Source organism: Methanomassiliicoccus sp. (genome assembly GCA_012719175.1).
Taxonomy (GTDB): Archaea; Thermoplasmatota; Thermoplasmata; order Methanomassiliicoccales; family Methanomassiliicoccaceae; genus UBA6.
The window spans coordinates 1-21,730 of sequence record JAAYAX010000013.1 but is presented as its reverse complement, the minus strand read 5'-3'; the positions used below and the strand labels follow the sequence as shown (position 1 = coordinate 21,730).

Annotated in this window: 25 protein-coding genes; 14 read left to right on the top strand and 11 right to left on the bottom strand. The window is 58.4% G+C overall.

The features are described 5' to 3' along the window. The first annotated feature begins 54 nt into the window (after positions 1–54). The 5 genes from GXX95_09545 to GXX95_09525 all read left to right on the top strand — a co-directional run bounded on the left by GXX95_09545 (position 55) and on the right by GXX95_09525 (position 3,454). Positions 55–1,257, top strand: coding sequence for a nicotinate phosphoribosyltransferase (locus GXX95_09545; protein ID NLT38385.1), 1,203 nt, complete (start codon positions 55–57; stop codon positions 1,255–1,257). Next, on the top strand, positions 1,257–1,688 hold the full coding sequence (locus GXX95_09540) for an OsmC family protein (GenBank protein ID NLT38384.1): 432 nt from the start codon (positions 1,257–1,259) through the stop codon (positions 1,686–1,688). Before GXX95_09545 ends, GXX95_09540 begins: the two co-directional genes overlap by 1 nt. Positions 1,689–2,105: 417 nt before the next feature. Continuing rightward, positions 2,106–2,315 (top strand): hypothetical protein, encoded by a 210-nt coding sequence (locus GXX95_09535; GenBank protein NLT38383.1) that lies wholly within the window; start codon positions 2,106–2,108, stop codon positions 2,313–2,315. 102 nt (positions 2,316–2,417) lie between these two features. Continuing rightward, positions 2,418–3,017: a GTP-binding protein gene (locus tag GXX95_09530; protein NLT38382.1), complete on the top strand. Its 600-nt coding sequence runs from the start codon at positions 2,418–2,420 to the stop codon at positions 3,015–3,017. After that, a complete protein-coding gene (locus GXX95_09525) occupies positions 3,014–3,454 on the top strand; it encodes a hypothetical protein (protein ID NLT38381.1) in 441 nt (146 codons plus the stop codon). The genes GXX95_09530 and GXX95_09525 overlap by 4 nt, the downstream gene beginning before the upstream one ends. A gap of 40 nt (positions 3,455–3,494) precedes the next feature. Here the strand turns inward: GXX95_09525 and GXX95_09520 are convergent, their stop codons facing one another. Together GXX95_09520 and nikR are read right to left on the bottom strand one after the other, a co-directional pair. Next, positions 3,495–6,005, bottom strand: coding sequence for a DNA topoisomerase I (locus GXX95_09520; GenBank protein NLT38380.1), 2,511 nt, complete (start codon positions 6,003–6,005; stop codon positions 3,495–3,497). 77 nt (positions 6,006–6,082) lie between these two features. Beyond that, a complete protein-coding gene (gene nikR / locus GXX95_09515) occupies positions 6,083–6,535 on the bottom strand; it encodes a nickel-responsive transcriptional regulator NikR (protein ID NLT38379.1) in 453 nt (150 codons plus the stop codon). Between the two features lie 91 nt (positions 6,536–6,626). On the opposite strand from nikR, the gene GXX95_09510 reads away from it, so the two are divergent. From GXX95_09510 to GXX95_09500, 3 genes are read left to right on the top strand one after another with little or no spacing between them, the layout of a single operon-like run. Beyond that, on the top strand, positions 6,627–7,415 hold the full coding sequence (locus GXX95_09510; protein ID NLT38378.1) for a hypothetical protein: 789 nt from the start codon (positions 6,627–6,629) through the stop codon (positions 7,413–7,415). 15 nt (positions 7,416–7,430) lie between these two features. After that, positions 7,431–8,720: a bifunctional folylpolyglutamate synthase/dihydrofolate synthase gene (locus GXX95_09505; protein ID NLT38377.1), complete on the top strand. Its 1,290-nt coding sequence runs from the start codon at positions 7,431–7,433 to the stop codon at positions 8,718–8,720. Beyond that, positions 8,698–9,369, top strand: coding sequence for an endonuclease III (locus tag GXX95_09500; GenBank protein NLT38376.1), 672 nt, complete (start codon positions 8,698–8,700; stop codon positions 9,367–9,369). Before GXX95_09505 ends, GXX95_09500 begins: the two co-directional genes overlap by 23 nt. Here the strand turns inward: GXX95_09500 and GXX95_09495 are convergent. Then, a complete protein-coding gene (locus GXX95_09495) occupies positions 9,366–9,653 on the bottom strand; it encodes a hypothetical protein (protein NLT38375.1) in 288 nt (95 codons plus the stop codon). The two genes, GXX95_09500 and GXX95_09495, sit on opposite strands and share 4 nt — an antisense overlap. Positions 9,654–9,768: 115 nt before the next feature. Here GXX95_09495 and hypA point away from each other — a divergent pair, with 115 nt between their 5' ends. Both hypA and hypD read left to right on the top strand, forming a co-directional pair. After that, on the top strand, positions 9,769–10,155 hold the full coding sequence (gene hypA, locus GXX95_09490; GenBank protein NLT38374.1) for a hydrogenase maturation nickel metallochaperone HypA: 387 nt from the start codon (positions 9,769–9,771) through the stop codon (positions 10,153–10,155). Further along, on the top strand, positions 10,142–11,215 hold the full coding sequence (hypD, locus tag GXX95_09485; GenBank protein ID NLT38373.1) for a hydrogenase formation protein HypD: 1,074 nt from the start codon (positions 10,142–10,144) through the stop codon (positions 11,213–11,215). Before hypA ends, hypD begins: the two co-directional genes overlap by 14 nt. Here the strand turns inward: hypD and GXX95_09480 are convergent, their stop codons facing one another. Then, positions 11,216–11,800, bottom strand: a complete 585-nt coding sequence (locus GXX95_09480) for a DUF998 domain-containing protein (GenBank protein ID NLT38372.1) — start codon at positions 11,798–11,800, stop codon at positions 11,216–11,218. Positions 11,801–11,920: 120 nt separating this feature from the next. Here GXX95_09480 and GXX95_09475 point away from each other — a divergent pair, with 120 nt between their 5' ends. The 3 genes from GXX95_09475 to GXX95_09465 all read left to right on the top strand — a co-directional run bounded on the left by GXX95_09475 (position 11,921) and on the right by GXX95_09465 (position 15,243). After that, the gene (locus GXX95_09475) at positions 11,921–12,397 is read left to right on the top strand and encodes a hypothetical protein (protein NLT38371.1); all 477 of its coding nucleotides are present in this window, start codon (positions 11,921–11,923) and stop codon (positions 12,395–12,397) included. Positions 12,398–12,474: 77 nt separating this feature from the next. Beyond that, complete coding sequence (locus tag GXX95_09470) at positions 12,475–13,635, top strand: magnesium transporter CorA (protein ID NLT38370.1); 1,161 nt, start codon at positions 12,475–12,477, stop codon at positions 13,633–13,635. Between the two features lie 198 nt (positions 13,636–13,833). Next, positions 13,834–15,243 (top strand): DEAD/DEAH box helicase, encoded by a 1,410-nt coding sequence (locus tag GXX95_09465; protein NLT38369.1) that lies wholly within the window; start codon positions 13,834–13,836, stop codon positions 15,241–15,243. A 9-nt stretch (positions 15,244–15,252) separates the two neighbouring features. Here the strand turns inward: GXX95_09465 and GXX95_09460 are convergent, their stop codons facing one another. From GXX95_09460 to GXX95_09445, 4 genes are all read right to left on the bottom strand, one after another. Further along, a complete protein-coding gene (locus GXX95_09460; GenBank protein NLT38368.1) occupies positions 15,253–15,570 on the bottom strand; it encodes a hypothetical protein in 318 nt (105 codons plus the stop codon). Between the two features lie 190 nt (positions 15,571–15,760). Further along, positions 15,761–17,038 carry an ABC transporter permease gene (locus GXX95_09455; GenBank protein NLT38367.1) on the bottom strand — a complete coding sequence of 426 codons (1,278 nt, stop codon included), beginning with the start codon at positions 17,036–17,038 and terminating at the stop codon, positions 15,761–15,763. Continuing rightward, entirely contained in the window at positions 17,035–17,751 is a 717-nt protein-coding gene (locus GXX95_09450; GenBank protein ID NLT38366.1) for an ABC transporter ATP-binding protein, read from the bottom strand. The genes GXX95_09455 and GXX95_09450 overlap by 4 nt, the downstream gene beginning before the upstream one ends. 157 nt (positions 17,752–17,908) lie before the next feature. Then, positions 17,909–18,070, bottom strand: a complete 162-nt coding sequence (locus GXX95_09445; protein ID NLT38365.1) for a 2TM domain-containing protein — start codon at positions 18,068–18,070, stop codon at positions 17,909–17,911. A gap of 188 nt (positions 18,071–18,258) precedes the next feature. On the opposite strand from GXX95_09445, the gene GXX95_09440 reads away from it, so the two are divergent. Beyond that, on the top strand, positions 18,259–18,885 hold the full coding sequence (locus GXX95_09440) for a hypothetical protein (protein ID NLT38364.1): 627 nt from the start codon (positions 18,259–18,261) through the stop codon (positions 18,883–18,885). A gap of 45 nt (positions 18,886–18,930) precedes the next feature. On the opposite strand, the gene GXX95_09435 is transcribed toward GXX95_09440, so the two are convergent. The 3 genes from GXX95_09435 to GXX95_09425 form a co-directional block, all read right to left on the bottom strand. Further along, a complete protein-coding gene (locus GXX95_09435) occupies positions 18,931–19,776 on the bottom strand; it encodes a cobyric acid synthase (protein NLT38363.1) in 846 nt (281 codons plus the stop codon). Further along, positions 19,776–21,575: a cobyric acid synthase gene (locus GXX95_09430; protein ID NLT38362.1), complete on the bottom strand. Its 1,800-nt coding sequence runs from the start codon at positions 21,573–21,575 to the stop codon at positions 19,776–19,778. The genes GXX95_09435 and GXX95_09430 overlap by 1 nt, the downstream gene beginning before the upstream one ends. A gap of 1 nt (position 21,576) precedes the next feature. Continuing rightward, positions 21,577–21,730 (bottom strand): hypothetical protein (locus GXX95_09425; protein NLT38361.1); only part of this gene is annotated, 154 nt, incomplete at its 5' end.

Sequence of the window (21,730 nt, the reverse complement as noted above, 5' to 3'; positions counted from 1 at the left end):
CACGATAGATTAAATGGAACGTAACCATTTCCCGCCTCCTGAGGAAAGAGCATCATGGCAGAACAAGGAGGGAAGCGTTTCTTCACCGCCTCCGACGAGGACATCTTGAAAGGCCGGACCACGGACATCTACTTCACCCGGACCATGGAGGTCCTTCAGGCCAAGAGCATGATGGACACCCAGGCCCTGGGGGAGATGACCGTGGCAAAGCTCCCCCGCGATTGGCAGTGGGGAGTGCTGTGCGGTCTGGAGGAGGCGCTGCGACTCCTGGAGGGCAAGAACGTTGACGTTTGGGGGTTCACCGAGGGCACGGTATTCCCCTCTCGCACCCAGAGCGGAGTCAAGCTGCCCATCCTGACGATGGAAGGGCCCTATGCCCAGTTCTGCATCTATGAGACCCCCATGCTGGGCTTCATCTGCCACTCCACGGGCGTGGCCACGATGGCGGCCCGCTGCCGCAAGGCTGCGGGGGAACGTCCCATGATAGCCTTCGGCATAAGGCGCACGCACCCGGCCATCTGTCCCATGCTCGACCGCTCTTCGTACATAGGGGGATGCGACGGTGTCTCCTCGCTCCTGGGGGCGGAGACCATCGGCAGAAGTCCGGACGGCACCATGCCCCATGCGCTGATAATCATGATGGGGGACTCCATAACCGCGTTCAAGGCCTTCGACGAGGTCATCGATCCCGGGGTCCCACGGATCGTGCTGGTGGACACCTACTCCGATGAGAAGACGGAGGCCATCGCTGCCTGTGAGGCCATCAAGGACCTGTCAGGTGTCCGTCTGGACACCCCCGGCTCCCGCAGAGGCTCCTTCACCGAGCTCATCAGAGAAGTACGATGGGAGCTGGACATCCGTGGATACAAGGATGTGGACATTTTCGTGTCCGGAGGGTTGGACGAGAAAGTGCTGCCCGAGCTTGCCCGTGCGGGGGCGGACGGCTTCGGCGTGGGAACCAGCATCTCCAACGCCCCGACCGTGGATTTCGCCCTGGACATCGTGGAGAAGGAAGGTCGCCCCGTCGCCAAGAGGGGCAAGTTCGGTGGCAGGAAGCATGTCTATCGCTGCCGGGATTGCCTCAGCTTTGAAGTGACGCACGATCCTCAAGAGGTCCCGAGGTGCGCGAAGTGCGGCCAGGAGATGGTCCCCGCGGCCACCAAGCTCATGGAGAAAGGACGTAGGCTGGTCCCCGATAGGACGCCCCAGGAGATCCGCGATGAGGTCCTCGAGCAGCTCGGAAGGGTGACCCTCTGATGGAGGAGGGTGAGTTCCACACCCGGGTCTGCAAGGTAGAGGAATACAAGTACCGCATCTCGTTCAACGACAAGATCGAGGACATCTACACCGACGAGCCTGAGCCCCTTGGCAAGGGAGAGTACCCCAATGCCGGGAAGTTGTTGGCGGCCGCGGTGGGCAATTGCCTGTGCGCTTCCCTGGTCTTTTGCATGGAAAAGGCGCACTCGGAGGTCCCCCATATCTCCGCCGAGGTGTCCACCACCCTAGAGAGGAACGAGGAGGGGCGGTTCAGGATCACGCACATGTCGGTGAAGATGTTCCCTGAGTTCGAGGATGCGGCCCGCTACGCCCGTTGCCGGCAGGTCTTCGAGGACTTTTGCATTGTCACGCAGAGCGTCCGGGCAGGGATCCCGGTAGATGTCCAGATTTATCCGGTGAAAAAATCTTAAATGATAACAGTAAAAAGGTTCCAGTAAAAAATGGAGAAACTGCTCCAGCACATTTTTACTGGCCACTTGTTACTACAATTGATAATACCGAAATTTCTTTTAATCATATGGACGAATAATAAACAAATTGATACAAGCCAGATGTCCAATTCTAATCTAAAAATATGCGCTCTTACGGAAATCTTTAAATTGGGTTTCAAGCTACATGATTATCAGTCCTGTCAAGAACATTGGACCTAAGGGGAAATCCGTTGTTCTGTGGTGGGTCTGCAACATTTCAAGTAAGTGAAGGTAAACCAATAGCGTATGCTATGAGTCTCTCATAGGATCAACAAGGTACCGGCACGTTCGCAAGAACAGGGATGGGGGTGACCGTTGCTGAGTCCAATGGGATCAAGCATTGCTGAGGTATCACTCATGTTTGGTCCGAACTCGATGAAGAAGGCCCTGTGCGGCTGCGGTGAGCTTGTAGATCTGGATACGGATACGGTCATCAGGAAGAAACTGCTCGGCAAGAGGGTGGAGTGCGTCAACTGCCGTAACCGTCGGATCGCTGTGGAGAAGGAATCGATGGAGAGGCATTTCCTGGGATTGGAAGAAGAAAGTACTGCATGGACCACCATATAGATGACGCAATGGGGCCGTGACCCTGGGAATGCCATCCCGCCTTCACGGTTTTTCAAAGGGTTTTAATAGGCTTCAGGAAATCGTACCGAGCAGGTACGTTTCATGGATGTTCTAATCGTCGCGGGCTTTCTCGGTTCGGGTAAGACCACCTTGGTCCTGTCGGTAATCGGGTCTTTGATCGAGCGGACCAATCGCAAGGTCGTGGTCATCGTGAACGACTTCGGGACCGTGGGTATCGACGGAAGCCTCATGACCAAGTATGGCCTCGAGGTCATGGAACTGGCAAGCGGTTGCGTGTGCTGTACTCTGGGAGCGGACCTTCTGCAGACGGTCAAGGATATAGATGAGAAGCTGATGCCGGACATGATCGTGGTGGAGCCCACCGGGGTCGCCGATCCTCAGGCCATAGTCAAGGTGCTAGATCATTACAAACGGAGCGATCCCCTTCACATAAGGTCGGCCGTGGTGGTCGACGCCTCGCGCTTCGACGTCATATTGAAGGCCCTGGGGCTGCCCATGACCGCTCAGGTGAAGGCGGCCGACATGATCATGCTCAACAAGATGGACACGGTGCCGGAGGCGGAGCTGAAACGGATGGAGGCCGTCCTGCACACCATCAACGCCAATGTCCCCATCATTCCCATATCTGCGGTCCAAGGGACGAACGTCGACAGGTTCGTAGAGGCGGTGACCAGCCGATGATAACCTCCGACTTCTCGGCATATGCTGTGAAGATCGATGTAGATCTCCACGAGACCGTCCCCTCTGCCTTGCTGCAGTCGCGTATTGAATCGCTCCTTTCAGTCATCGCCAGGGAGTGCATGGCCGCAGGGGCCACCCTCATCGGTCACATAAAATGCCTCGCCAGCACCGCCAGCCATGGTTTTCTGGCCGTGAGCGTGGTCGATGAGAAGGCCGCACCTCGGTTCAGAGGAGCCCTTGATGAGGGGGTCGGAGAACTCTCCATCGTCCTCAATGTGCTTCTCTATGGACTACCCCGGGACAAGGTCGTGGAGATAGTCGAGCGCACAACTGAGTGTGTGCTCGATATCCCAGGGGCGCACCTCCACCTCAGCGACCTTGATGAGCACCACCATGACGGTGGGCATGACCATGGGAATCATGTCCATGAGCACTGAGAAGGTAGGAAGCGGAAGGAACTGAGTTATAGGAAGATGCTCAAGGGGATGTCGGAGCGGCCTTGGGCTTCTTTTCCGTATCCTTCTTGGGAGCCCCGGCCTTCTTCGCTGCGGCCTTGGTCCCGGCCTTCTTTGGTGCAGCCGTCTTCTTGGTCGCCTTCTTCGCGGGCGAGGCCTTGGCCTTCTTGTCCGCAGCCGGAGAGCCCTCCACATTAGAGGATGCCTTCTTTTTAACCGCTTTCTTGGCCGGGGCTTTCTTCGCAGGTGCCTTCTGGGCCTTGGACTCCCCGTTCTTCTTCTTGGTGGGGCACTCCATGTCCACGCATGACTTCCAGGACTGCCCCCTCATCCAGATCTGGATCATGGGAGCGCTGCAGGCCTCGCACTTCTCACCGGTGGCGGAGAACTGACCGTACTGGGGGAGAGGGTAGGTCTGCTTGCACTCAGGGTAGCCAGAGCAGCCGAGGAACCTCTTGCCCGCGCGGGAGAAGATCACCCGGAGGTCCTTGCCGCACTTGGGGCAGTCACCCACGGTGTTCCTCTCACGGTTGCTCTCGCAGGACGGATCGATGCAATGCACTTGAGGTGACTGACCCTTCCTCACGACCCTTACGCGGGGTGCCTTGCACTCCGGGCATACTTCCTCCGTCGCTTGAACCAGCGCGGAGGGCGGATATGGATAAATGCGCTTGCACTCTGGATATTTGGAGCAGCCCACGAAAGGCTTGCCGAACTTTCCCCTGATGACCTTGAGGTCGGAGCCGCAGTCTGGACACTTACCGATGTAATGCTGCTCCTCAATGGCCTTGCGGATCTCTTCCCCGATCTGCTCCCGGTGCTTCTCCAGTGCATCAAGGATGTCCGACAGCATATCCTGGGATTCCTCCACGACCTCAGAAAGCTCGCTCTTCCCGTTGGCTATGTCGTCCATATCCTTCTCCAGGTGAGCGGTCATCTTGGGGTCGGTGACGATCTGGGCATGCTTGATCAGGGCCTCGGCCACCGCGACACCGCTGGCCGTAGGGATAAGATCGTTGCCCTCCACGTACTTTCTGTCATAAAGCTTCTGGATGATGTCATGGCGCGTGGACTTCGTACCCAGGGCGAGGCGCTCCATCTCCTGGATGAGACTGCCTTGAGAGTAGCGGACCGGTGGCTGGGTCATCTTCTTCTCCGAGGTCGTCCCCAGCACGTCGATGTCCTCGCCGAGATTCAGCTCGGGGAGGTCGATCTCATTGACCTTGAAGTACGGGTAATATTTTTTCCAGCCAGGTGACAGAAGCTTATAGCCTTTGGAATCGAAGATCTCCCCATTGATATCTATGGAAGCGTGGGAGAGCTGGGCCTTCGCCGGTGGGGCCACGGTGGCCATGAAGCGCCGCGCCACGAGCTCATAGATGGCCCACTTCTCTCCCTTCAGCTGCTTGCTGGTCGCGCCCTCGGTAGGATAGATTGGTGGGTGGTCAGTGGTCTGCACCTTCCCCCGTGAGGGTCGAATATGTTCCTGCTCCAGGAGCTCCTCGGCATCCTTCTTCAGGTCCTCCGATTCCTTCAATTTTTCCAATATCCTCCTGAGCCCCAGAGAGGTCGGGTACACGGTGTTGTCCGTCCTGGGATAGGAGATGTAACCGCTGGTGTACAGGTCCTCGGCGATCTTCATGGCCCTGGCCGCTGTGAATCCCAGCTTGTTGGCCTCCATGAGAAGCATGGTGGTGTTGAACGGCGGTAAAGGATATTCGTCCTTGTTGATCTTCTCGTACTTGGTGACCTTCCCCTTGCCCTCCCCCTGGCAATTGGCCAAGGCCTCAGATGCCTTGGCCTCGTCATGGAAGGGGTTGTGGACATGGTTACCTTGGAACTCCTTGCCCTTCTCGAACCGGGCGCTGACGTTCCAGTACGGCTTGGGGACGAACCCCTCGATGGCCTTGTGTCTGGCCACCACCAGGGCGAGGGTAGGGCTCTGCACCCTGCCCACGGACAGGAAGTTGCCGCCCCCCTGGTTGGAGGCCAGGGAGATGAACCGGGTGAGGACAGCACCCCATGCGAGGTCGATCTTCTGGCGGCACTCCGCGGAGTCTGCCAGCCTCTCGTCCGGCTCAGTGAGCTTTCCGAAGGCGTCATCGATCTCCTGCCGGGTGAAGGCGCTGAACCGAGCCCGGCTCACCTTCTTCTCGCCCAGTTCAAGGAGGCGAGCGGTCTCCAGACCGATCAGCTCTCCCTCGCGGTCAAAGTCGGTGGCGATTACGATCTCCTCGACCTCCAAGGACAGGTCGCGGAGGGTGGACACTATATTGTGGGCGGTGATGCGCTTCTCCGGCTCCGCCTTGATGAGATCTGCGAGCTGGACCTTGCGCCAGTCGTTCATGCCCTCGGGATAATCAAGCTCTATGATGTGGCCCCTGAGGCCTACGACGCTAACAGGCCCTTCCCCATCCTCGAACCTGAAGACCGGCACCTTGTTGATGCTGGTCCTCTTGGAGCTGCCCCTGGAGAGAATGGTAGCGATCCTGGCAGCAGCATCGCTCTTCTCGGAAATGATGAGCCTGCTCATGGCCCTGGACCAAAGAACACAGAGTATAAAAAAGATGGCCCTAGGGTGATTTTAACCGCAGCGAACTCGATCCTTCCCTAATGGTAGTGGGGGTGCCGGACCTCTTGATCGCGGTTCAGGTCCATCGAGCCTGAGGTCATGGTCAGCTTCCCGAAGTTCACGCCCTTCACGGATATGATCTCGTCCGACAGGTGCCTCACCTCGCGGACCTTGCCCCACACGAGAAGTACCTCCAGGCATTGGTCCTGGTTAAGATGGAGGTGAACAGTGGAGGCGATGTTTACGTGATGGTCATGCTGTATGTCCATCAGACGCTCCTGCACCGCGCCTTTCTTGTGATCGTAGACGATGGTTATGGTGCCCACGACCTCCGCATCCTCGTCCTCCCAGCGGTCATCGATAAGCGCGAACCTGATGATATCCCTTATCGCTTCTGACCTGTTTGTATACCCTTTCCCTGTCACCAGCTCATCGAACTCCTTGAGCAGTTCCGGCTCCAAGGAGATGCCGATGCGCGTTACCTTGTCCATAGCGTGTTTATGTAAGGGCTACGACGTTAAAAAACCACCATGTGATGTCAACTTTATCTGCTTGACCGCCCTAGGGGATTCCGACCAGCCGATGAGCGATGTCGAGAGATTGTTGAAAGCCCTTCAGGAAGCGGTCAAAGGGACGATGGCCAAGGGGGAGGTGGGCATCCTGTTCTCAGGAGGGCTCGACAGCGGCCTTCTGGCCGCTGTCGCCGGACAGCACGGAACACCTTACCTATATACCGTGGGCATCGATGGATCTCATGACCTCAGGGCGGGGCGGGAGACCGCGAAGGAGCTGAAGCTGCCCTGGACGGGGATGGTCCTTACCTCTGATGAGGTGATCTCGGCCACCCGGGACCTGCTCGGCGTCTGCCCTATCAGGGACCCCGTGGTACTGTCATTCCAGCTTCCGCTATACATCATCGCGGCACGTTCCAGGGAGGACGTGTTGATGTCCGGGCAGGGGGCCGACGAGCTCTTCGGAGGGTACAACCGTTACCTCAATATGGCCCCTGCAGTGCTGGAAAGGTCCATGAACGATGACCTGGGAAAGCTGCTGGCCGAGGTGCAGCCTCTCGACCAGAGGATCGCCGCCCACTTCTCCAAGAGCATCGATCACCCCTTCCTGGACCCTGAGGTCCGCAGGGCGGCGAGCAAGATAGAAGCGACAGACAAGGTCAGGGATGGGGTAAGGAAGATCCCGCTGCGGGAGACGGCGGTAAGGCTGGGATATCCCTTTCTGGCTAACCGCGAGAAGAAGGCCGCCCAGTACGGATCGGGTTTCATGAAGGTGCTCAAGTCCCATTCCAGGAGAGCAGGAATGAACCTCTCCGAGTACGTCTCCGGCCTGGCGCTGGAGCCTTCGATCGATGAGTGAGGAAGGGTGACGCTGATGATGGACGATGAGCCGCTGAGATGGCTGTATGGTAGGGAGGCCATGGGGATCAAGCTAGGGCTGGGCAACATCACCCGGCTGCTCTCCCATCTTGGCGACCCCCACCTGCGCTTCCGCTCAGTGCATGTGGCGGGCAGCAATGGTAAAGGGTCAGTGAGCGCCATGACCGCCTCCGTTCTACAGGAGGCAGGATATCGCACCGGGCTGTACACCTCCCCCCATCTTGTGGACTTCCGAGAGCGCATCCAAGTGGATGGAACGCCCATACCGGTGAAGGACATGCTCCACCTCATCGATGAGGTCAGGGAGTTCGCGGAACGGCCCGGCCCACCCGAAGAGCGCTTGACGTTCTTCGAGCTGACAACGGCCATGGCCTTCGCCCACTTTGCCGATGCAGGAGTTGATGAGGCGGTCGTGGAAGTGGGCATGGGAGGCAGACTGGACGCCACCAATGTCATAACACCTGACTGCTGCGCCATCACCAGGATCGGGCTTGAGCATACGATGTATCTAGGTGACACCATCGCCGCCATCGCATGGGAGAAGGCCGGCATCATCAAGCCAGGTGTTCCCGTGGTCGCCATTGAGCAGGATAGTGATGCGCTGTCGGTGATCCGTGCTCGCGCGGGCGACCTGGGGGCACCTTTGAAGATCGTCGGGAGGGATGTGGGGTTCGAGGAGCTGTTCTCTACGATGGATGGTACGGAGGTATACCTTGAGGAGCTTGACCTGGCCCTCAGAGTCCCCCTGCTCGGGCGGTACCAAGCGTCCAACTGTGCGCTGGCAGGAGGTACCCTGGCCGAGCTGATGAGGAGAGGGATCTATATCCCCGAGGAGGCGATCATCAATGGCATGGCCAAGGTGAGGTGGCCGGGGAGGATGGACATCGTCTCCCGTGAACCTCTGATCATGTTCGACGTCACCCACACCCCTGATGGCGCCAGGACCGTGGCGGCCGAGGTCGGGAGGCTGCTGGGTAGCGGCCTGATCCTGGTCCTGGGGGTGCTCAGCGATAAGGACCTGCAGGGCATAGCCGCTAGCTTCGGGCCCCTGGCGCGATTGGCAATAGCCACATCCCCCTCCTCGCCCAGGGCGTTCACGGCCTCACAGGTGGCCCAGGCGCTGAGACCATTCGTGGGCACGGTGGAGGAGGTGCCGGACGTTGCCGCCGCCCTGACAAGGGCGGTGGCCCTGGCTTCCCCTATGGATAGTATACTGGTCACGGGCTCGCTGTTTACCATCGGCGAGGCCTTCAGGTGGTTGGATGATCGAAAAACCCGTCGATGAGATCCTGGACAGGCTGGAGGCACGCTCTCCGCAGAGGGCATCACCAGGTTCCGCCATAGGGCTGGAACCCTCTTGGAGGAGGGACCCCTTCACCATGCTCATAGCCACCGTCCTGTCCCAGAGGACCAGGGATGAATGCACCTGGATAGCGAGCGAGAAGCTGTTCTCCGAATATGGGACACCCCGGGCCCTGATGAACGCTCCCGAGGAGAGCATCACGGCGGCCATTGGAGCGGTGAACTTCCATAAGGGCAAGGCTAGGGCCATCAAGGAGATCGCCCGTATCATACACGAGGAGCACCATGATGCCGTCCCGTCGGACATCGAGGGACTGATGGCCCTGCCCATGGTAGGAAGGAAGACCGCCAACTGCGTTCTGGCATATGCCTTCGAAAAGGATGCTATTTGCGTCGATACCCATGTACATAGGATATCCAACCGCATCGGGCTGGTCCGCAGCGCGGGCCCGGATGGCACCGAGGAACAGTTGAAGGTGGTGGTCCCCAGGCCACGATGGAGGTCCGTCAACGAGCTGATGGTGCGCTTCGGGCAGGAGATATGCACGCCCCTACGCCCAAAGCATGACCTATGCCCCATCCAGGAGTTCTGTGATACCTTCCTCCAAGAGAGCGGTCGGACAGGGCGCTAGAGACCCAGGCCGTCGTCGATCTTCTTAGACATCTCCCTCTCCAACTGCACCTCGGCCTCCCATTGCTCCAGGGTCTCCAGGACCTCGCGCAGCTGGTGGAGGCAGTCAAGGCAGATCCAACGTTTTCCCACGCACTTCATCGGGCATTTCTTGTAACCTACCTTATCGCAAAGGGCGCACACATGCATATCACGGGTGCGGTGCTCAACGTAGGCTTCCATTTTCTTTCCTTCTACTAATGCCTCCAGGGTAAGGTCCTTGCGAGAGCGCTCCTCATCGGCCATATGATCCAATTTCCCATTCATTAATGATATTAAATCCTGTGCCATGTCCGTTCCTCCGATACGCGCTGAGCCTCCGGCAAACGGTTTTAATAATGGGGTCCCAATGACGAACTGAATGCACGAGGTCGCTGTCATGTCCTCCATCCTGGAGGCCGTCCGGGAGGAGCTTAGGAAGCACCACATCCTGAAGGTCGAGGAGGTGCTGCTGGTTGTGGGGGAGATGACCTTCCTGGGCGCGGACCAATTGAACTTCGCCTTCGAGGTGCTCACCAAGGACACGGACATGGAAGGTTCCACCTTGGTGATCGAGAAGGAGGAGGTGGAGGTGTCCTGCCCCAGCTGTCAATACCGCGGTCGGGCGGCATATCACGAGGATGAGATGTACCATTCTCACGTGCCTACGCTGAACTGCCCCGACTGCGGCAAGAGGGTGGAGATCATCAAGGGTAAGAGCTGCATGGTGCGATCGATCAAGGTGGTTGAGGACGATGTTCAAGCTTAGGAACGAGGAAGCAGCCCAGAGGATACTGGACTCAATACGAAAAGAGGATGTGAACCTCCGTTTCATGCATGTCTGCGGTACACATCAGGACACCCTGGTGCGCTTTGGCCTCGATCCCATGCTTCGGGAGGTGGGCATAGAGATCCGTCAGGGACCGGGCTGCCCGGTGTGTGTGACCACCACCGCCGAGGTCGCCGATGCCATCGCTCTGGCGGAGGCAGGGAGGACCATCGCGGTTTTCGGGGACATGCTCAAGGTGCCCACCCCCATGGGCTCCCTGGGTGACGCCAAGGCCAGAGGGCATGATGTCCGCATCGTGTACTCGGTGGAGGACGCGGTGCGTTTGTCCTCGGAGGTGAAGCACATGGTCTTCATGGGCATCGGCTTCGAGACCACCAGCCCCACTACCGCGGCGGTCATGGTGGAGACGCTTCCGGATAACTTCTCGGTTTATTCCTGCCATCGCCTTCTGCCTCCGGCCCTGCATGCCATCATAAACATGGGGGAGTTCAGGATCGATGGGCTTATCGAGCCCGGGCACGTGAGCGCGATCATCGGGGTAGATCCCTATCAGGTGTTCTCCACAAAGTACGGGATCCCTCAGGTGGTGACAGGCTTCGAGCCGCTGGACCTGCTGATGGCCGTCCACATGCTGGTAAAGCAGATCAAGGAAGGAAGGGCGCAGGTGGAGAACGAGTACGGCCGCCTGGTGAAGAAGGAGGGGAATCCCAAGGCCATCAAGCTCCTGGAGCGGGTGTTCCGTCCCGTGGACAGTGCCTGGAGGGGCTTCCCCATGATCCCTCAGAGCGCGTACGACCTCAAGGAGGAGTACGACGATCACAACGCCCGGGTGGTCCACCAGGACGTTCTCAAAGACCGCCCTCCAGTGGAGGAGGAACATCGCGGGTGCCGTTGCGGAGAGGTGCTCCGCGGCATCATAGAATCCCATGAGTGCCCCGCCTTCGGCAGGGGGTGTACCCCTCGATACCCTATGGGCCCGTGCATGGTGTCGCGTGAGGGTGGCTGCAACATCGCCTTCCGCTACCAGGGGAAGATGTGATCACCGGGCCGGATGATGCCACATCATACGGATGCTGACCACGAACATCCACAGGAGCAGGCAGCCGACGGCTAGGGCCTCCAACCCTGGCAGTTTCAGGATGGCCGCGCCCACTAGACATACGAGGAGGAGAAACGCGGTAAACATCGCCATGCTGGGATGGAAGACGTAGCTCCTAGCGAACGGGACTATAAAAAGAACCATGGCCAGTGCGGCGATGCCGAAGAAGGAGAGGCTCACCACGGTGTGCGGAGTTCCCGTGTCAATGGGGAAGAGACCCACCCCTATGAGCAGCAGGGAGGCCAGCCCCATCATTGCCGCTCCTGCTCTTCCTATGATGCCGGGGGACAGGACCTTATACAGTCCCACGGAGAACAGGAGGGAAAGGATGCCTGTGACCATCGCTCCAGTGTTGAAAAGCAGGTGTCCGCTCCGGGAACGGTCGCCCAGCTCGCTCAGGGTCATCTCCCCCAGATGCCAGCTGCCGTCGGCGAAGACAGCGGCCGTCCACATGATAGCGAAGAACACGGAACCGGCGATCCCGGCCATCGCGCCCAATCGAGGAGATAGGATTACGGTGTTCACACGTCCATATACGATTATCCTAGTTATTCATCTTTGCTAATTAATTTTATAATTAATGAGAATGGTGGAATCAGATGGAAGCCATTACATATATTGTGAAAAAATTATTATTGATTATTTATGGTTGCGTATCGTAACGGTGACGAGCTCATGATGGTGCTCCGCAGGGCCCTGGAGATAGAGCTGTCGTTCGAGCACGAGTCCCAGTGGGAGGCGTACTATGAGAAGGAAAAGCTCCGCGCTCTGCTCATGGAGCTCATCGTGGACTCTGCCCAGCATGCGGAGATGGTCCAGAAGCTCATGGCCATGGTCAAGGTCAGTCCCGGCAAGACCTTCACTTCGGTAAGGGGCAGAGATTTCAATTTCAAGAACAAGAACGAGCTGGAGATGATGATGGACCTGGGACGTACGGAGATCCTCATGCGCGACCTTTATACTGATGTCAGGAACTCCTTCTCGCTGTCACCCGCCGGCCTGCTCATAGATGAGGCGGATGCGGATAATTTCTTGACCACCATCAGCTCCCTCATCGCTGCCGAACAGCACCATTCGGACCTGGTCGCCAAGCATGTGGGGAAGGTGGAGAGGGTGCGCTGAGATGTCAACCCGCGCACACGTTTGACAATGGCATGCCAGATACGGCTTAGAACATAACTAATAGAGGAGGCGGGCACTTGGAGGTTGTAGAGGGAAAAGTAATAACGGATAACCGTGTGGACTTGATGGCCCAGACCAATGGGAACGGTAACGGGAATGAGGTTCCCAAGAAGAAGGCGGTAGCGGTCACCATTCCCTCCGGGTCCAAGCCCCTCAAGCTCTACGGGGACAACGCTGAGGAGTTCCTTCCCAAGATACAAGGCTCATCCCTCACCTGGATCAACTTCATGGTCAAGGATGTGGAGAAGGACGGGACCCAGGTGGCCACCGCCTTCGGCTTCAGTGAGAGCATGGTCCCCACCCTGTTGAAGGGCTACTTCACCAACTTCGAGGACCGAGATGTGGAGCTTGGCATCCTGCTGCCGGCGGTTCGGGTGAAGAAGGTGGACTTCCAGTGCTTCCCCTTGTTGATATTGGTGAAGAAGAATCTGATCCTCACCATCCACTCCGAGGACGTCTCCCGTCTGGTCAACTTCTCTCGGTACGCCGAGGCCTTCGTCCGCAAGCTGCCTGAGAACATGCTTCCTGAGGATAAGGTCACAACGATGTTGTGCCGCATCATCGATGAGAACAACAACCGGAACTTCGAGCAGCTCCGGGAGATCGAGGACCAGGCCGACTGGCTCTCAGAGAGCCTCCTGGACATGAAGGCGGAGAGGAGCATGCTGGGGAAGAGCATCTACGAGATGAAGCACACTCTCATCGTGTACCTCAACACTCTCTGGCGCACCCTCGATGTCCTCAACAACCTCAGGTACGGTGACGCTGACGTCATCACCGATAACCCCAAGGTTCTGGCCAAGGTCAACCTGCTGGTCGTGGACGTGACCCAGCAGATCTCACTGAGCGAGCACATGTCGGAGGTTCTCGCCTCCGGGCTGGAGGTTCTGCAATCCATCTATAACAACCAGCTGCAGGTCCTGAACAACCGCATGGCCCTGGCCATGACGTGGCTGACCATCCTGGGCACGGCGGTGCTGGTGCCCAATACCCTAGCCACCATCGGCGGGCTTCTCCCCTTAGAGGGCTCATCTTTGACGTGGTTCCTCTATGTGATACTGTTCTCGACGCTGGCATCCACGATGCTGGCCTGGTGGTGGGTGAGCAAGAAGATCTACCTTCCTACCAGAGCGGACGAGTTCGTTCCGGTCAACGAACGTCGTCATCGGAAGAGATGAGCACCTCCGCAGATCGATAGAGGTGCCGTAGAAACATGGCTAGGTGGTCCCTATATCGCCGGATGGAAATGAAAGGGTCCGCGATCACCATCCGATTCTTGCTCCTGGATTACAGCAATGATTAAGTGGGAATGGGTCGATGAGGGCCTTGAACAATAGAGACCATCTCATAATGGAACGCTGTGAACGTGAGTTGATATGACCGAGGATTTTACAAGTCTACAGATAGCCGAACCTGTGATGAAGGCCATAGAAAGTATGGGGTGGACGGAACCTACGCCGGTCCAGGTGGGCACGATACCACTTCTGCTGCAAGGGCAGGATGTCATCGCCCAGGCCCAGACGGGAACGGGTAAGACCGCCGCGTTCGGGATACCAATAATCCAGGGGATAGAGCCCGGTAGGCTCCCTTCTGCCCTCATCCTGTGCCCTACCAGGGAGCTGGCGGTGCAGGTATCAGAGGAGATCAAGCGCCTGAGCGCCAACCTTGACCTCCAGGTGCTGGCGGTATACGGGGGGGCAGGCATGGAGCCGCAGTTCGAGGCCCTGCACCGGGGCGTGGACGTGGTCGTAGGTACCCCGGGCAGGGTCATCGACCACATCCAGCGGAAGACCCTCGATCTAAAGAACGTCCGTTACCTGGTACTAGATGAGGCCGACCGCATGCTGGATATGGGTTTCATCGAGGACATCACGTACATCATATCCAAGGTCCCCAAGGAGCGCCAGACCATGTTGTTCTCCGCCACCATACCTGGAGAGATCAGGAAACTGGCCGAGGAACATATGCGATCGCCCCAGGTGGTATCGGTGTCCGAGGATGAGCTGGTCCTCCCCAATACCAAGCAGATGTACTTCTCCGTGGGCAGGAAGAACAAGATATGGGCCTTGTGCCGGGTCCTGGACAAGGAGAGGCCCAAGGCCATCGTGTTCGCCCAGACGAAGCACATGGTGGATATCATAGAGAGCAGGCTCACATCCTACGGCTATCCCGCTGCGGCCATACACGGTGACCTGACCCAGGCCCGAAGGGAGAAGGTGCTGGGGGACTTCCGCTCCGGAAAGATCAAGGTCCTCATCGCCACTGACGTGGCCGCACGAGGCCTTGACATCGAAGGGGTCAACTATGTCATCAACTACGACATCCCCGAATCACCTGAGAGCTATGTGCACCGGATAGGGAGGACTGGCCGTGCTGGCAAGGAGGGGAAGGCTATCACCTTCGTCTCCAGCGATGAGATGCATCTACTGGAGGCCATACAGAACTTCACCGATGTCAAGCTCAAGCAGGTGGAGGTCCCGGGAGTGAAGGGGCAGGAGACGGTCAGGGAGGTCCTGGACTTCGACGAGATGGCCGACATCTTCGGAATGGTGAGCTTTGAGATCAACATCGGCGCTAATGACGGCGTCAACAAGGTGGAGCTGGCGGACTTCGTGGCCCGCACGGCCAGGGTGAACGAGATCACCGTCGGGCAGATCGAGATCGGGCCTGTCAAGACCGTTGTGGAGATACACAAGGACGTAGGATTGAAAGTTCTCCGTGCTCTGCGGCAATCTTCCTACAAGGGCAGGAAAATAAGCGTCACGCCCTTGAACCGTAAACGTTGAGAAGATATTTCAGCGCCACTTGGAGTAACGGTCCAAAAGGGTGCACACATCATCGGCAGCGATCTTGTCGATGGTGCCCAACTTCTCTATCTCCCTAACGTACTCTTTGGTCTCTTTGACGGAGACCCTTGATGCTTTAGCTATGATGTTCGCGACGACGGTGGGTATAGCTGTCTTGTCCATAGGGGCGGCGTTGAGTATCTCCCGAAGATCGTACTTGAACGAACCCATTCGGTGAAGGTTCAACATGGCCACCCGGGGTGTCTGAGGACGGAACTTTTTCTTGTCGTCCCTGGAACCCGGTTTAAATGGTGGTCTACTAGGCAATATGATAACTCCGATGGGAAAAGAAAGGCTCCATTACTTAAACCTTGTTCCTTAGACAGACATAATTACCATTAGGTTGTCCATTGCCAGCATCGCGACCTGCCGACCACCGACGGCCATGGACGCGGTCTCACATTGTTGCTCGGGCCTTAACGTCCCCAACGTTCATCCACTGAGGGAAGGAGACTAATCACCGCCCCTTTTTCAGGAGTCCGCCGAAGGCCTTCTTGCTCCCTTTTTTCCATCCCGTAATGAGCATGTCCTTCTTGAACAGCCACACTGACAGCCCCACGGTGACGGCGGCGAACAACGCCTCGTAGGCTATGCCCGCGATCACCAGCCAGTAATCGTTGAACATGAGGTTGTTCATCACCATCATGGGGTGGCTGAAGGGTATCAGGAAGATGACCGCCTGCCCCAGCGGTGGTAGGGTGTTGAAGTCCTTCATCATCATGATGAAGAACGGTACCAGTGCCAGGAAGGTTATGGGCATGGTAAGGGTCTGCGAGGACTTGAAGTCCCGCGCAAAAGCCCCCAGCAACATGCACAGTGCCAGGGCGCCCAGGACCGCCAGGAACAGGGACAGCCCCACCAGCAGGTAGTCAAGGGGATCGAGAACCAGCCCGAAGCGGGTCATGTCGATGGCGGACTGCCCCTGCAGGGAGCCCATGTAGTAGCCCATGCCCGCCATGTAGACGATGGCCATCAGCAGGCCTACCACCGCCGCCCCGGCAAGTTTTCCCAGGACGATGTCACGGCGCTTCACGGGCATGGTCAGGAGGGTCTCCAAGGTCTTGTTCTCCTTCTCCATTCCCATGGAGCCGATGATGCTGCTCCCGGACATGAGGATGACCAGCATCACCACCAACGGTATCAGGAAAGATTGGGAGGAGAGGACGCTGGCTACAGTGGACGGGGAGATGTCGTCCATGGTCATCTGCTTGAAGTAGGTGGTCTCGCTCTTCACCATGGGGGCCATTATGAGGCTGGAGTTGGTGGACGCGCCTTCCTCTATCATCTTCGCGGACAGCATCTGGCCTGCCCCCGACAGGATAGCGTCCACGATCGAGGAGGAGACGGAGTCCATTATGCCTGCGCCGGCCATGATCCAGTACACTCTTATGGTGCCAGGGACCCCGGAGCTGATGTTGGAGGTGAAGTCCTCCTCTATGACAATGACAGCGGGGCCTCCTGCAGTGCGAACGGTCTCCAGACCGACGTCGACATCGGTACCGTTATAGGTGATCTCCGAGTTGGCGGAGATGTAGGAGGAGACAACGTGCGAATAATTTCCTCCGTCCATGTCGATGAGGCCGATGACCGGGGCCTTGGACGCTTCCTGCTGGGCCCCTCCGATCATCCCCCCCAGGGCTGCGAACAGCACCGCCATGACGACCACCGGGATTATGGCGGCGGGTGTCAGCAGCTCCTTGACCTCCTTTCGAAATATGTTGGTCAGCGGCTTCATCCTACCACCCTCACGAAAACATCCTCGATGTTCGCCGCCCCATACCGGGATTTCAGCTCCGAGGGGGTGCCTAGCTCCACGAGCTTGCCGGCGTTGACCAGGGCGATGCGGTCACAGATGAGCTCCACCTCCAGCATGTTGTGCGAGGACACTATAACCGTGGTACCGGATGCAGCGGCGTCCCGCACCACCTTGCGGATCTGCTGGGCACTGATGACGTCCAATCCCGAGGTCAGCTCATCGAGGATGGCCAGGCGGGGCCGGAACATGAGCGCGCGGCCCACCAGCAAACGGCGGGCCATTCCCTTGCTGTAGGTCTCCACCCGGTCATCGATCCTGTCGTCGAGACGGGCGACCTCGATCCCCCTGGCGGCGATCTCCACGGCCCCATTGCCCTTCGCGAAGAACCGGGCGATGAACTCCAGGTACTGCCTCCCGGTCAGGTTCTTGTAGGCACCCGCCTCCTCAGGCAGGTAGCTGATGATCCTTCGGACCTCGTCCGTGTCCCTCATCACGTCATGACCGAAGATGCTGATACTCCCGGAGGTGACCTGGAGGAGGGTGGACATCATCCTCATGGTCGTCGTCTTCCCCGCTCCGTTCGGACCTATAAGGCCGAAAACCTCGCCTTCGGCCACCGAGAAGGAGAGGCCGTCAACGGCCCGGACCTCCCCGAAGGTTTTCACAAGGTCTTTTACCTCTACAGCTGCCACTTTCTCCATCCCCGTCTGTGGCCGCATATAAAACGGATGTTAAAAAAGTATTTCGATGACAGCATCAGAAGGAAATTGTGAGTAGGAGGGACATGACCAATGATAGAATGCAGGTGGTCCGCCCCTCCACATGTTTATCGTTCCATAGGAGGACAGATCACCGCTGTGCTTTGAGCCGCTTGTACTCCTTCAGCGCCAGCCGGTCGGCGTACCCTGTGCCCATAAAAGCCCCCAGGCCATGTGCGACAAGCCCGATGCCCCTGAACACCAGAGGGAGAATGAACCCCGGAAAGCCACCTCCGTTAGAAGGCCATATCACGATAACAAGGTGTTTATGGACCCCTATGAGGCCAGACGGATGTAGAAGCTAATCTTGTCCTCGGTGATCATCATCGCTCTCGCCCTGAGCTCTTCCTCGCTCTAAATCACAATAAGAGTTGGAGGCGACGGTTTTACTTACTATCGCTTCGGGAAACCTTTCATATCCGGTCGTGCCATGGACCAGGCATGAGCGGAGAAGCAGATGTCCTTCACCCTGCCCGGGACGCAGCCTTTCAAATGGCCGAGGACCTGGCAGCGCATATCCTGGAGAACTCCAACACCTATCATGTCCTGGCAGGCCAAGATGAATATCCTGGTCGGGACCGCCTGCGGTTCTCGGTCCTCTTGGTGATGTTCGAGGAGATGGGCAAGCTCATGGCCCTGGTCCAACAATGCGAGAGGGCCGCCAAGGCGGATTACCTCAACGTGCGTGTGGAGGACTTCCACGATCACTGCCTCAACGGCAGGAAGGCCACCTCCCAGATCCTGGAGGAGCTCCGTACCGCGGAGAAGGCGTCCCTTAGCCTGGGCCGGAAGGACATCAAACTGTCGGAGGAACCTGCTTTCGTGAAGGAGGATTTCTGTTCCCTCCAGGAGAGGCTGCTATACATGGCCCCGGAAGGGCAGAAGCAGAACCTGGACTTCATACCGCCCGGGGCCCTCATGGACCGGTACGCCACCATCATCGAGAGGAACACCCTGGCCGCGGGGGATTACATCCATGATCTGGGCAAGGCTCTGGGACTATGGCTGCAGCTTGGCCTCAAGCCCAAGATGAGAGAGGGGGAACCGCACTCCCTCCGCTACTTGTAGGCGGCGGTTGCCGACGTTTAGTCGTGCATCGTCCTAGGTTGGACCCTAGCTCAACGCGATCCTATCGATCATCTCGTAATCGATGTGGTCCCGGGAGGTCCGGTAGAGGCTGTCAAGGTTGTCCAGCCAGCCCTGCCTGACGTCTGCGCCGTTCATGCCCTTGCCCTGTTCGCGGGCAAGGTCCAGGCTGTCCTCGCTGGGGAAACGCAGGTCGGCGAACGGCATCACCCCCAGACAGGGGAGACCGGTAAGCTCGCTAAGACGGTCTATGCCCGCCCCCAGTATGCTGGCGTCACCGCGGAAACGGTTAATGAGGTAGGCCTTCACTAGCTGCCTGTGCCTGGGCTCCAGGAGAGTGTATGTGCCGTGGAGGGCGGCGAACACACCACCTCTCTCAATATCACCCACCAGGACCACCGGTGCCTGCGCCATCTCTGCCGTGGCCATGTTGGCGATGTCCTCCCTTCTCAGGTTTATCTCCGCAGGGGATCCAGAACCCTCGATCACCACCACGTCATTCCTCTCCACAAGCTTTCGATAGGCGGCGGTGACCGCGCCCATAAGGTTCTCCCTCTCCACCGTCCTTCCCCCCCGGCCTACGTCCATATATGGGTGCCCATCGAGGACGATCTGGCAGACCCCGCTACCCTTAGGCTTTAGAAGGATAGGATTCATCTCCCCCTCCGGTTCACGACCGCAGGCCCACGCCTGGTAGGCTTGAGAGACCCCTATCTCCTCCCCTCGGGATGTGACAAAGGAGTTGAGGGAAAGGTTGCTGGCCTTGAAAGGGGCGACCTTGAGCCCCTGGAGTGTGAAATGGCGGCACAGCAGGGCAGCGATGGTGGTCTTGCCCGCGCCCGAGGACGTCCCCATGACCATGATCCGCCCCATCACAGACCCTCCTTCAATATGGCAAGCAGTCTGTTCATATCCAGGCTCGAGCCCACCACCGATGCCAGGGCGTCCAGCCCTTCCTGGACGGAACGGTCATAATCATGTGGCAGCACGTCCTTGGACTCCCTATAGGGGATCTTGGAGAGGAACGCGGAGCGGAACGCGGGAAGGTCGAACAGGCCATGTACGTAGGAGCCCATCACCATGCCGTCGGCGGAGATAGCGCCCTCCGCCTTCTCGGAACCGTTCTCCCTGAGGTAGAATAGAGGAGACTCCCTGCTCTGCGACAGCCCCATATGGATCTCGTAGCCGCGAACCTCTCCTGACCCTACCGCCAGCCGTCCGGTCACCTGAGTGGTCCTCTTCTCGTAGAACTCGAAGTTGGTGGTGATGTCCAGCAGCCCCAGGCCCTCCCAGGAGGCCCCTTCGTCCCCCTCCACCCCGTTGAGGTCGATGACCTCTTTTCCCAGCATCTGGTAGCCACCGCATATGCCCAGTATGGGGACCTTGCCCCTAAGTGACCTAATGGCCTCGAACAGACCCTTCTCGTGAAGCCAGCGCAGGTCGGCCACGGTGTTCTTGGTCCCGGGGATGATTACCGCGTCCACCCCCTGGAGGGAGCGGACCTCCTTGACATAGATGACCTTCACCCCCTCCAACGCCAGCGCGTCCAGGTCGGTGAAGTTGGCGATGCGGGGGAGCATTATGACCCCCACCTTCAGCTCTCCGGACCCCTTCTCCTTGGCCAGGTCCTGGGAGTCCTCGTCAGGGAGGAAGTGCTCCACGTGAGGTACCACTCCCAGGACGGGGATCCCCAGCCGCGATTCCAGTTCCCTTATTCCTTCGTCCAGGCAGGTCGCGTCGCCGTACATGTTGTTGAGGATGATCCCCTTGATCATGCGGCGGTGCTCCGGGGGGAGAAGGTCCACGGTACCGAAGGCGTAGGCGAAGGCACCCCCCCACTCCATGTTCACCACCAGCAGGCATGGCGCCTGAGCGATCTCCGCTGCCTTCATATTGGCGATGTCCCGGTCGAGGATGTTGATCTCCGCAGGGGATCCCGCACCCTCGATCACCACCACGTCCCTCGTCCTTCGGAGGAACTCCCACGCCCTCTTCACGATCTCCGTGCCCTCCCCGAGGGTGAACTCCCCATAGTAGGTCCTCACGTCCATGTCCCTGTAGGGCTTGCCGTCAACGATTACCTGGGACACGTCATCCCTCTTGGGCTTGAGGAGGATGGGGTTCATGTGATGGTCCGGCTCCGTTCTGGCCGCCACCGCCTGCAAGGCCTGAGCCCGAGAGATCTCCCCGCCCTGAGGGGTGACCATGGAGTTCAGTGACATGTTCTGAGACTTGAACGGGGCGACGTTTAATCCCATATCGGAGAACAGGCGGCAGAGCGCCGCGGCGAGAAGGGACTTCCCCGCACCCGACGTGGCTCCCAGAACCATAATGGGCATCGCGCTGACAGGATGCAAGGCCTCCACCTCCTTCTTCACATGTTCCAGCTCCGATCTTGGAGGGGGGGTTGCGGTGGGAGCGATGCGCTTCGCCAGCTCCTTCGCCACCTCTCCGCGGTGGATCCATAAGCAGGACTCGCAGCTCCACACTTCGGTGCCCCGTTTCGATACCACCATGCCGCCCAGTCGGGGGTCCATGCACGGGTAGAGGGGGCAGAAGCACAGGGAGCAGTCCTGACCGTCAAAGTGACAATAATAGTACGGGCAATCCTTGTTGGGTCCTGGGCGGTAATCCTGCAGCTCGCTGACCACCTTGCACCAATACTCGTCCATCTCACCTTCGCCCCCACTTCTCGCAGTTATGCACGAACCGGCGAACGAACTTCGGGCAGGAGGCAAAGTGAAGGTGTGTATAAGAGGCCAGCGTATCAAAGGCCGTCAGACCGTCCTTGTTATCCATCATGCCCTTGCCCCTGAGCATCTCGTAT

What these genes read in the sequence shown, in the direction of transcription:
- GXX95_09545 (NLT38385.1), top strand. Translation starts at nt 55, where the DNA reads ATGGCAGAACAAGGAGGGAAGCGTTTCTTCACCGCCTCCGACGAGGAC.
- GXX95_09540 (NLT38384.1), top strand. Translation starts at nt 1,257, where the DNA reads ATGGAGGAGGGTGAGTTCCACACCCGGGTCTGCAAGGTAGAGGAATAC.
- GXX95_09535 (NLT38383.1), top strand. Translation starts at nt 2,106, where the DNA reads ATGTTTGGTCCGAACTCGATGAAGAAGGCCCTGTGCGGCTGCGGTGAG.
- GXX95_09530 (NLT38382.1), top strand. Translation starts at nt 2,418, where the DNA reads ATGGATGTTCTAATCGTCGCGGGCTTTCTCGGTTCGGGTAAGACCACC.
- GXX95_09525 (NLT38381.1), top strand. Translation starts at nt 3,014, where the DNA reads ATGATAACCTCCGACTTCTCGGCATATGCTGTGAAGATCGATGTAGAT.
- GXX95_09520 (NLT38380.1), bottom strand. Translation starts at nt 6,005, where the DNA reads ATGAGCAGGCTCATCATTTCCGAGAAGAGCGATGCTGCTGCCAGGATC.
- nikR (NLT38379.1), bottom strand. Translation starts at nt 6,535, where the DNA reads ATGGACAAGGTAACGCGCATCGGCATCTCCTTGGAGCCGGAACTGCTC.
- GXX95_09510 (NLT38378.1), top strand. Translation starts at nt 6,627, where the DNA reads ATGAGCGATGTCGAGAGATTGTTGAAAGCCCTTCAGGAAGCGGTCAAA.
- GXX95_09505 (NLT38377.1), top strand. Translation starts at nt 7,431, where the DNA reads ATGATGGACGATGAGCCGCTGAGATGGCTGTATGGTAGGGAGGCCATG.
- GXX95_09500 (NLT38376.1), top strand. Translation starts at nt 8,698, where the DNA reads ATGATCGAAAAACCCGTCGATGAGATCCTGGACAGGCTGGAGGCACGC.
- GXX95_09495 (NLT38375.1), bottom strand. Translation starts at nt 9,653, where the DNA reads ATGGCCGATGAGGAGCGCTCTCGCAAGGACCTTACCCTGGAGGCATTA.
- hypA (NLT38374.1), top strand. Translation starts at nt 9,769, where the DNA reads ATGCACGAGGTCGCTGTCATGTCCTCCATCCTGGAGGCCGTCCGGGAG.
- hypD (NLT38373.1), top strand. Translation starts at nt 10,142, where the DNA reads ATGTTCAAGCTTAGGAACGAGGAAGCAGCCCAGAGGATACTGGACTCA.
- GXX95_09475 (NLT38371.1), top strand. Translation starts at nt 11,921, where the DNA reads ATGGTTGCGTATCGTAACGGTGACGAGCTCATGATGGTGCTCCGCAGG.
- GXX95_09465 (NLT38369.1), top strand. Translation starts at nt 13,834, where the DNA reads ATGACCGAGGATTTTACAAGTCTACAGATAGCCGAACCTGTGATGAAG.
- GXX95_09455 (NLT38367.1), bottom strand. Translation starts at nt 17,038, where the DNA reads ATGAAGCCGCTGACCAACATATTTCGAAAGGAGGTCAAGGAGCTGCTG.
- GXX95_09440 (NLT38364.1), top strand. Translation starts at nt 18,259, where the DNA reads ATGAGCGGAGAAGCAGATGTCCTTCACCCTGCCCGGGACGCAGCCTTT.
- GXX95_09435 (NLT38363.1), bottom strand. Translation starts at nt 19,776, where the DNA reads ATGGGGCGGATCATGGTCATGGGGACGTCCTCGGGCGCGGGCAAGACC.
- GXX95_09430 (NLT38362.1), bottom strand. Translation starts at nt 21,575, where the DNA reads ATGGACGAGTATTGGTGCAAGGTGGTCAGCGAGCTGCAGGATTACCGC.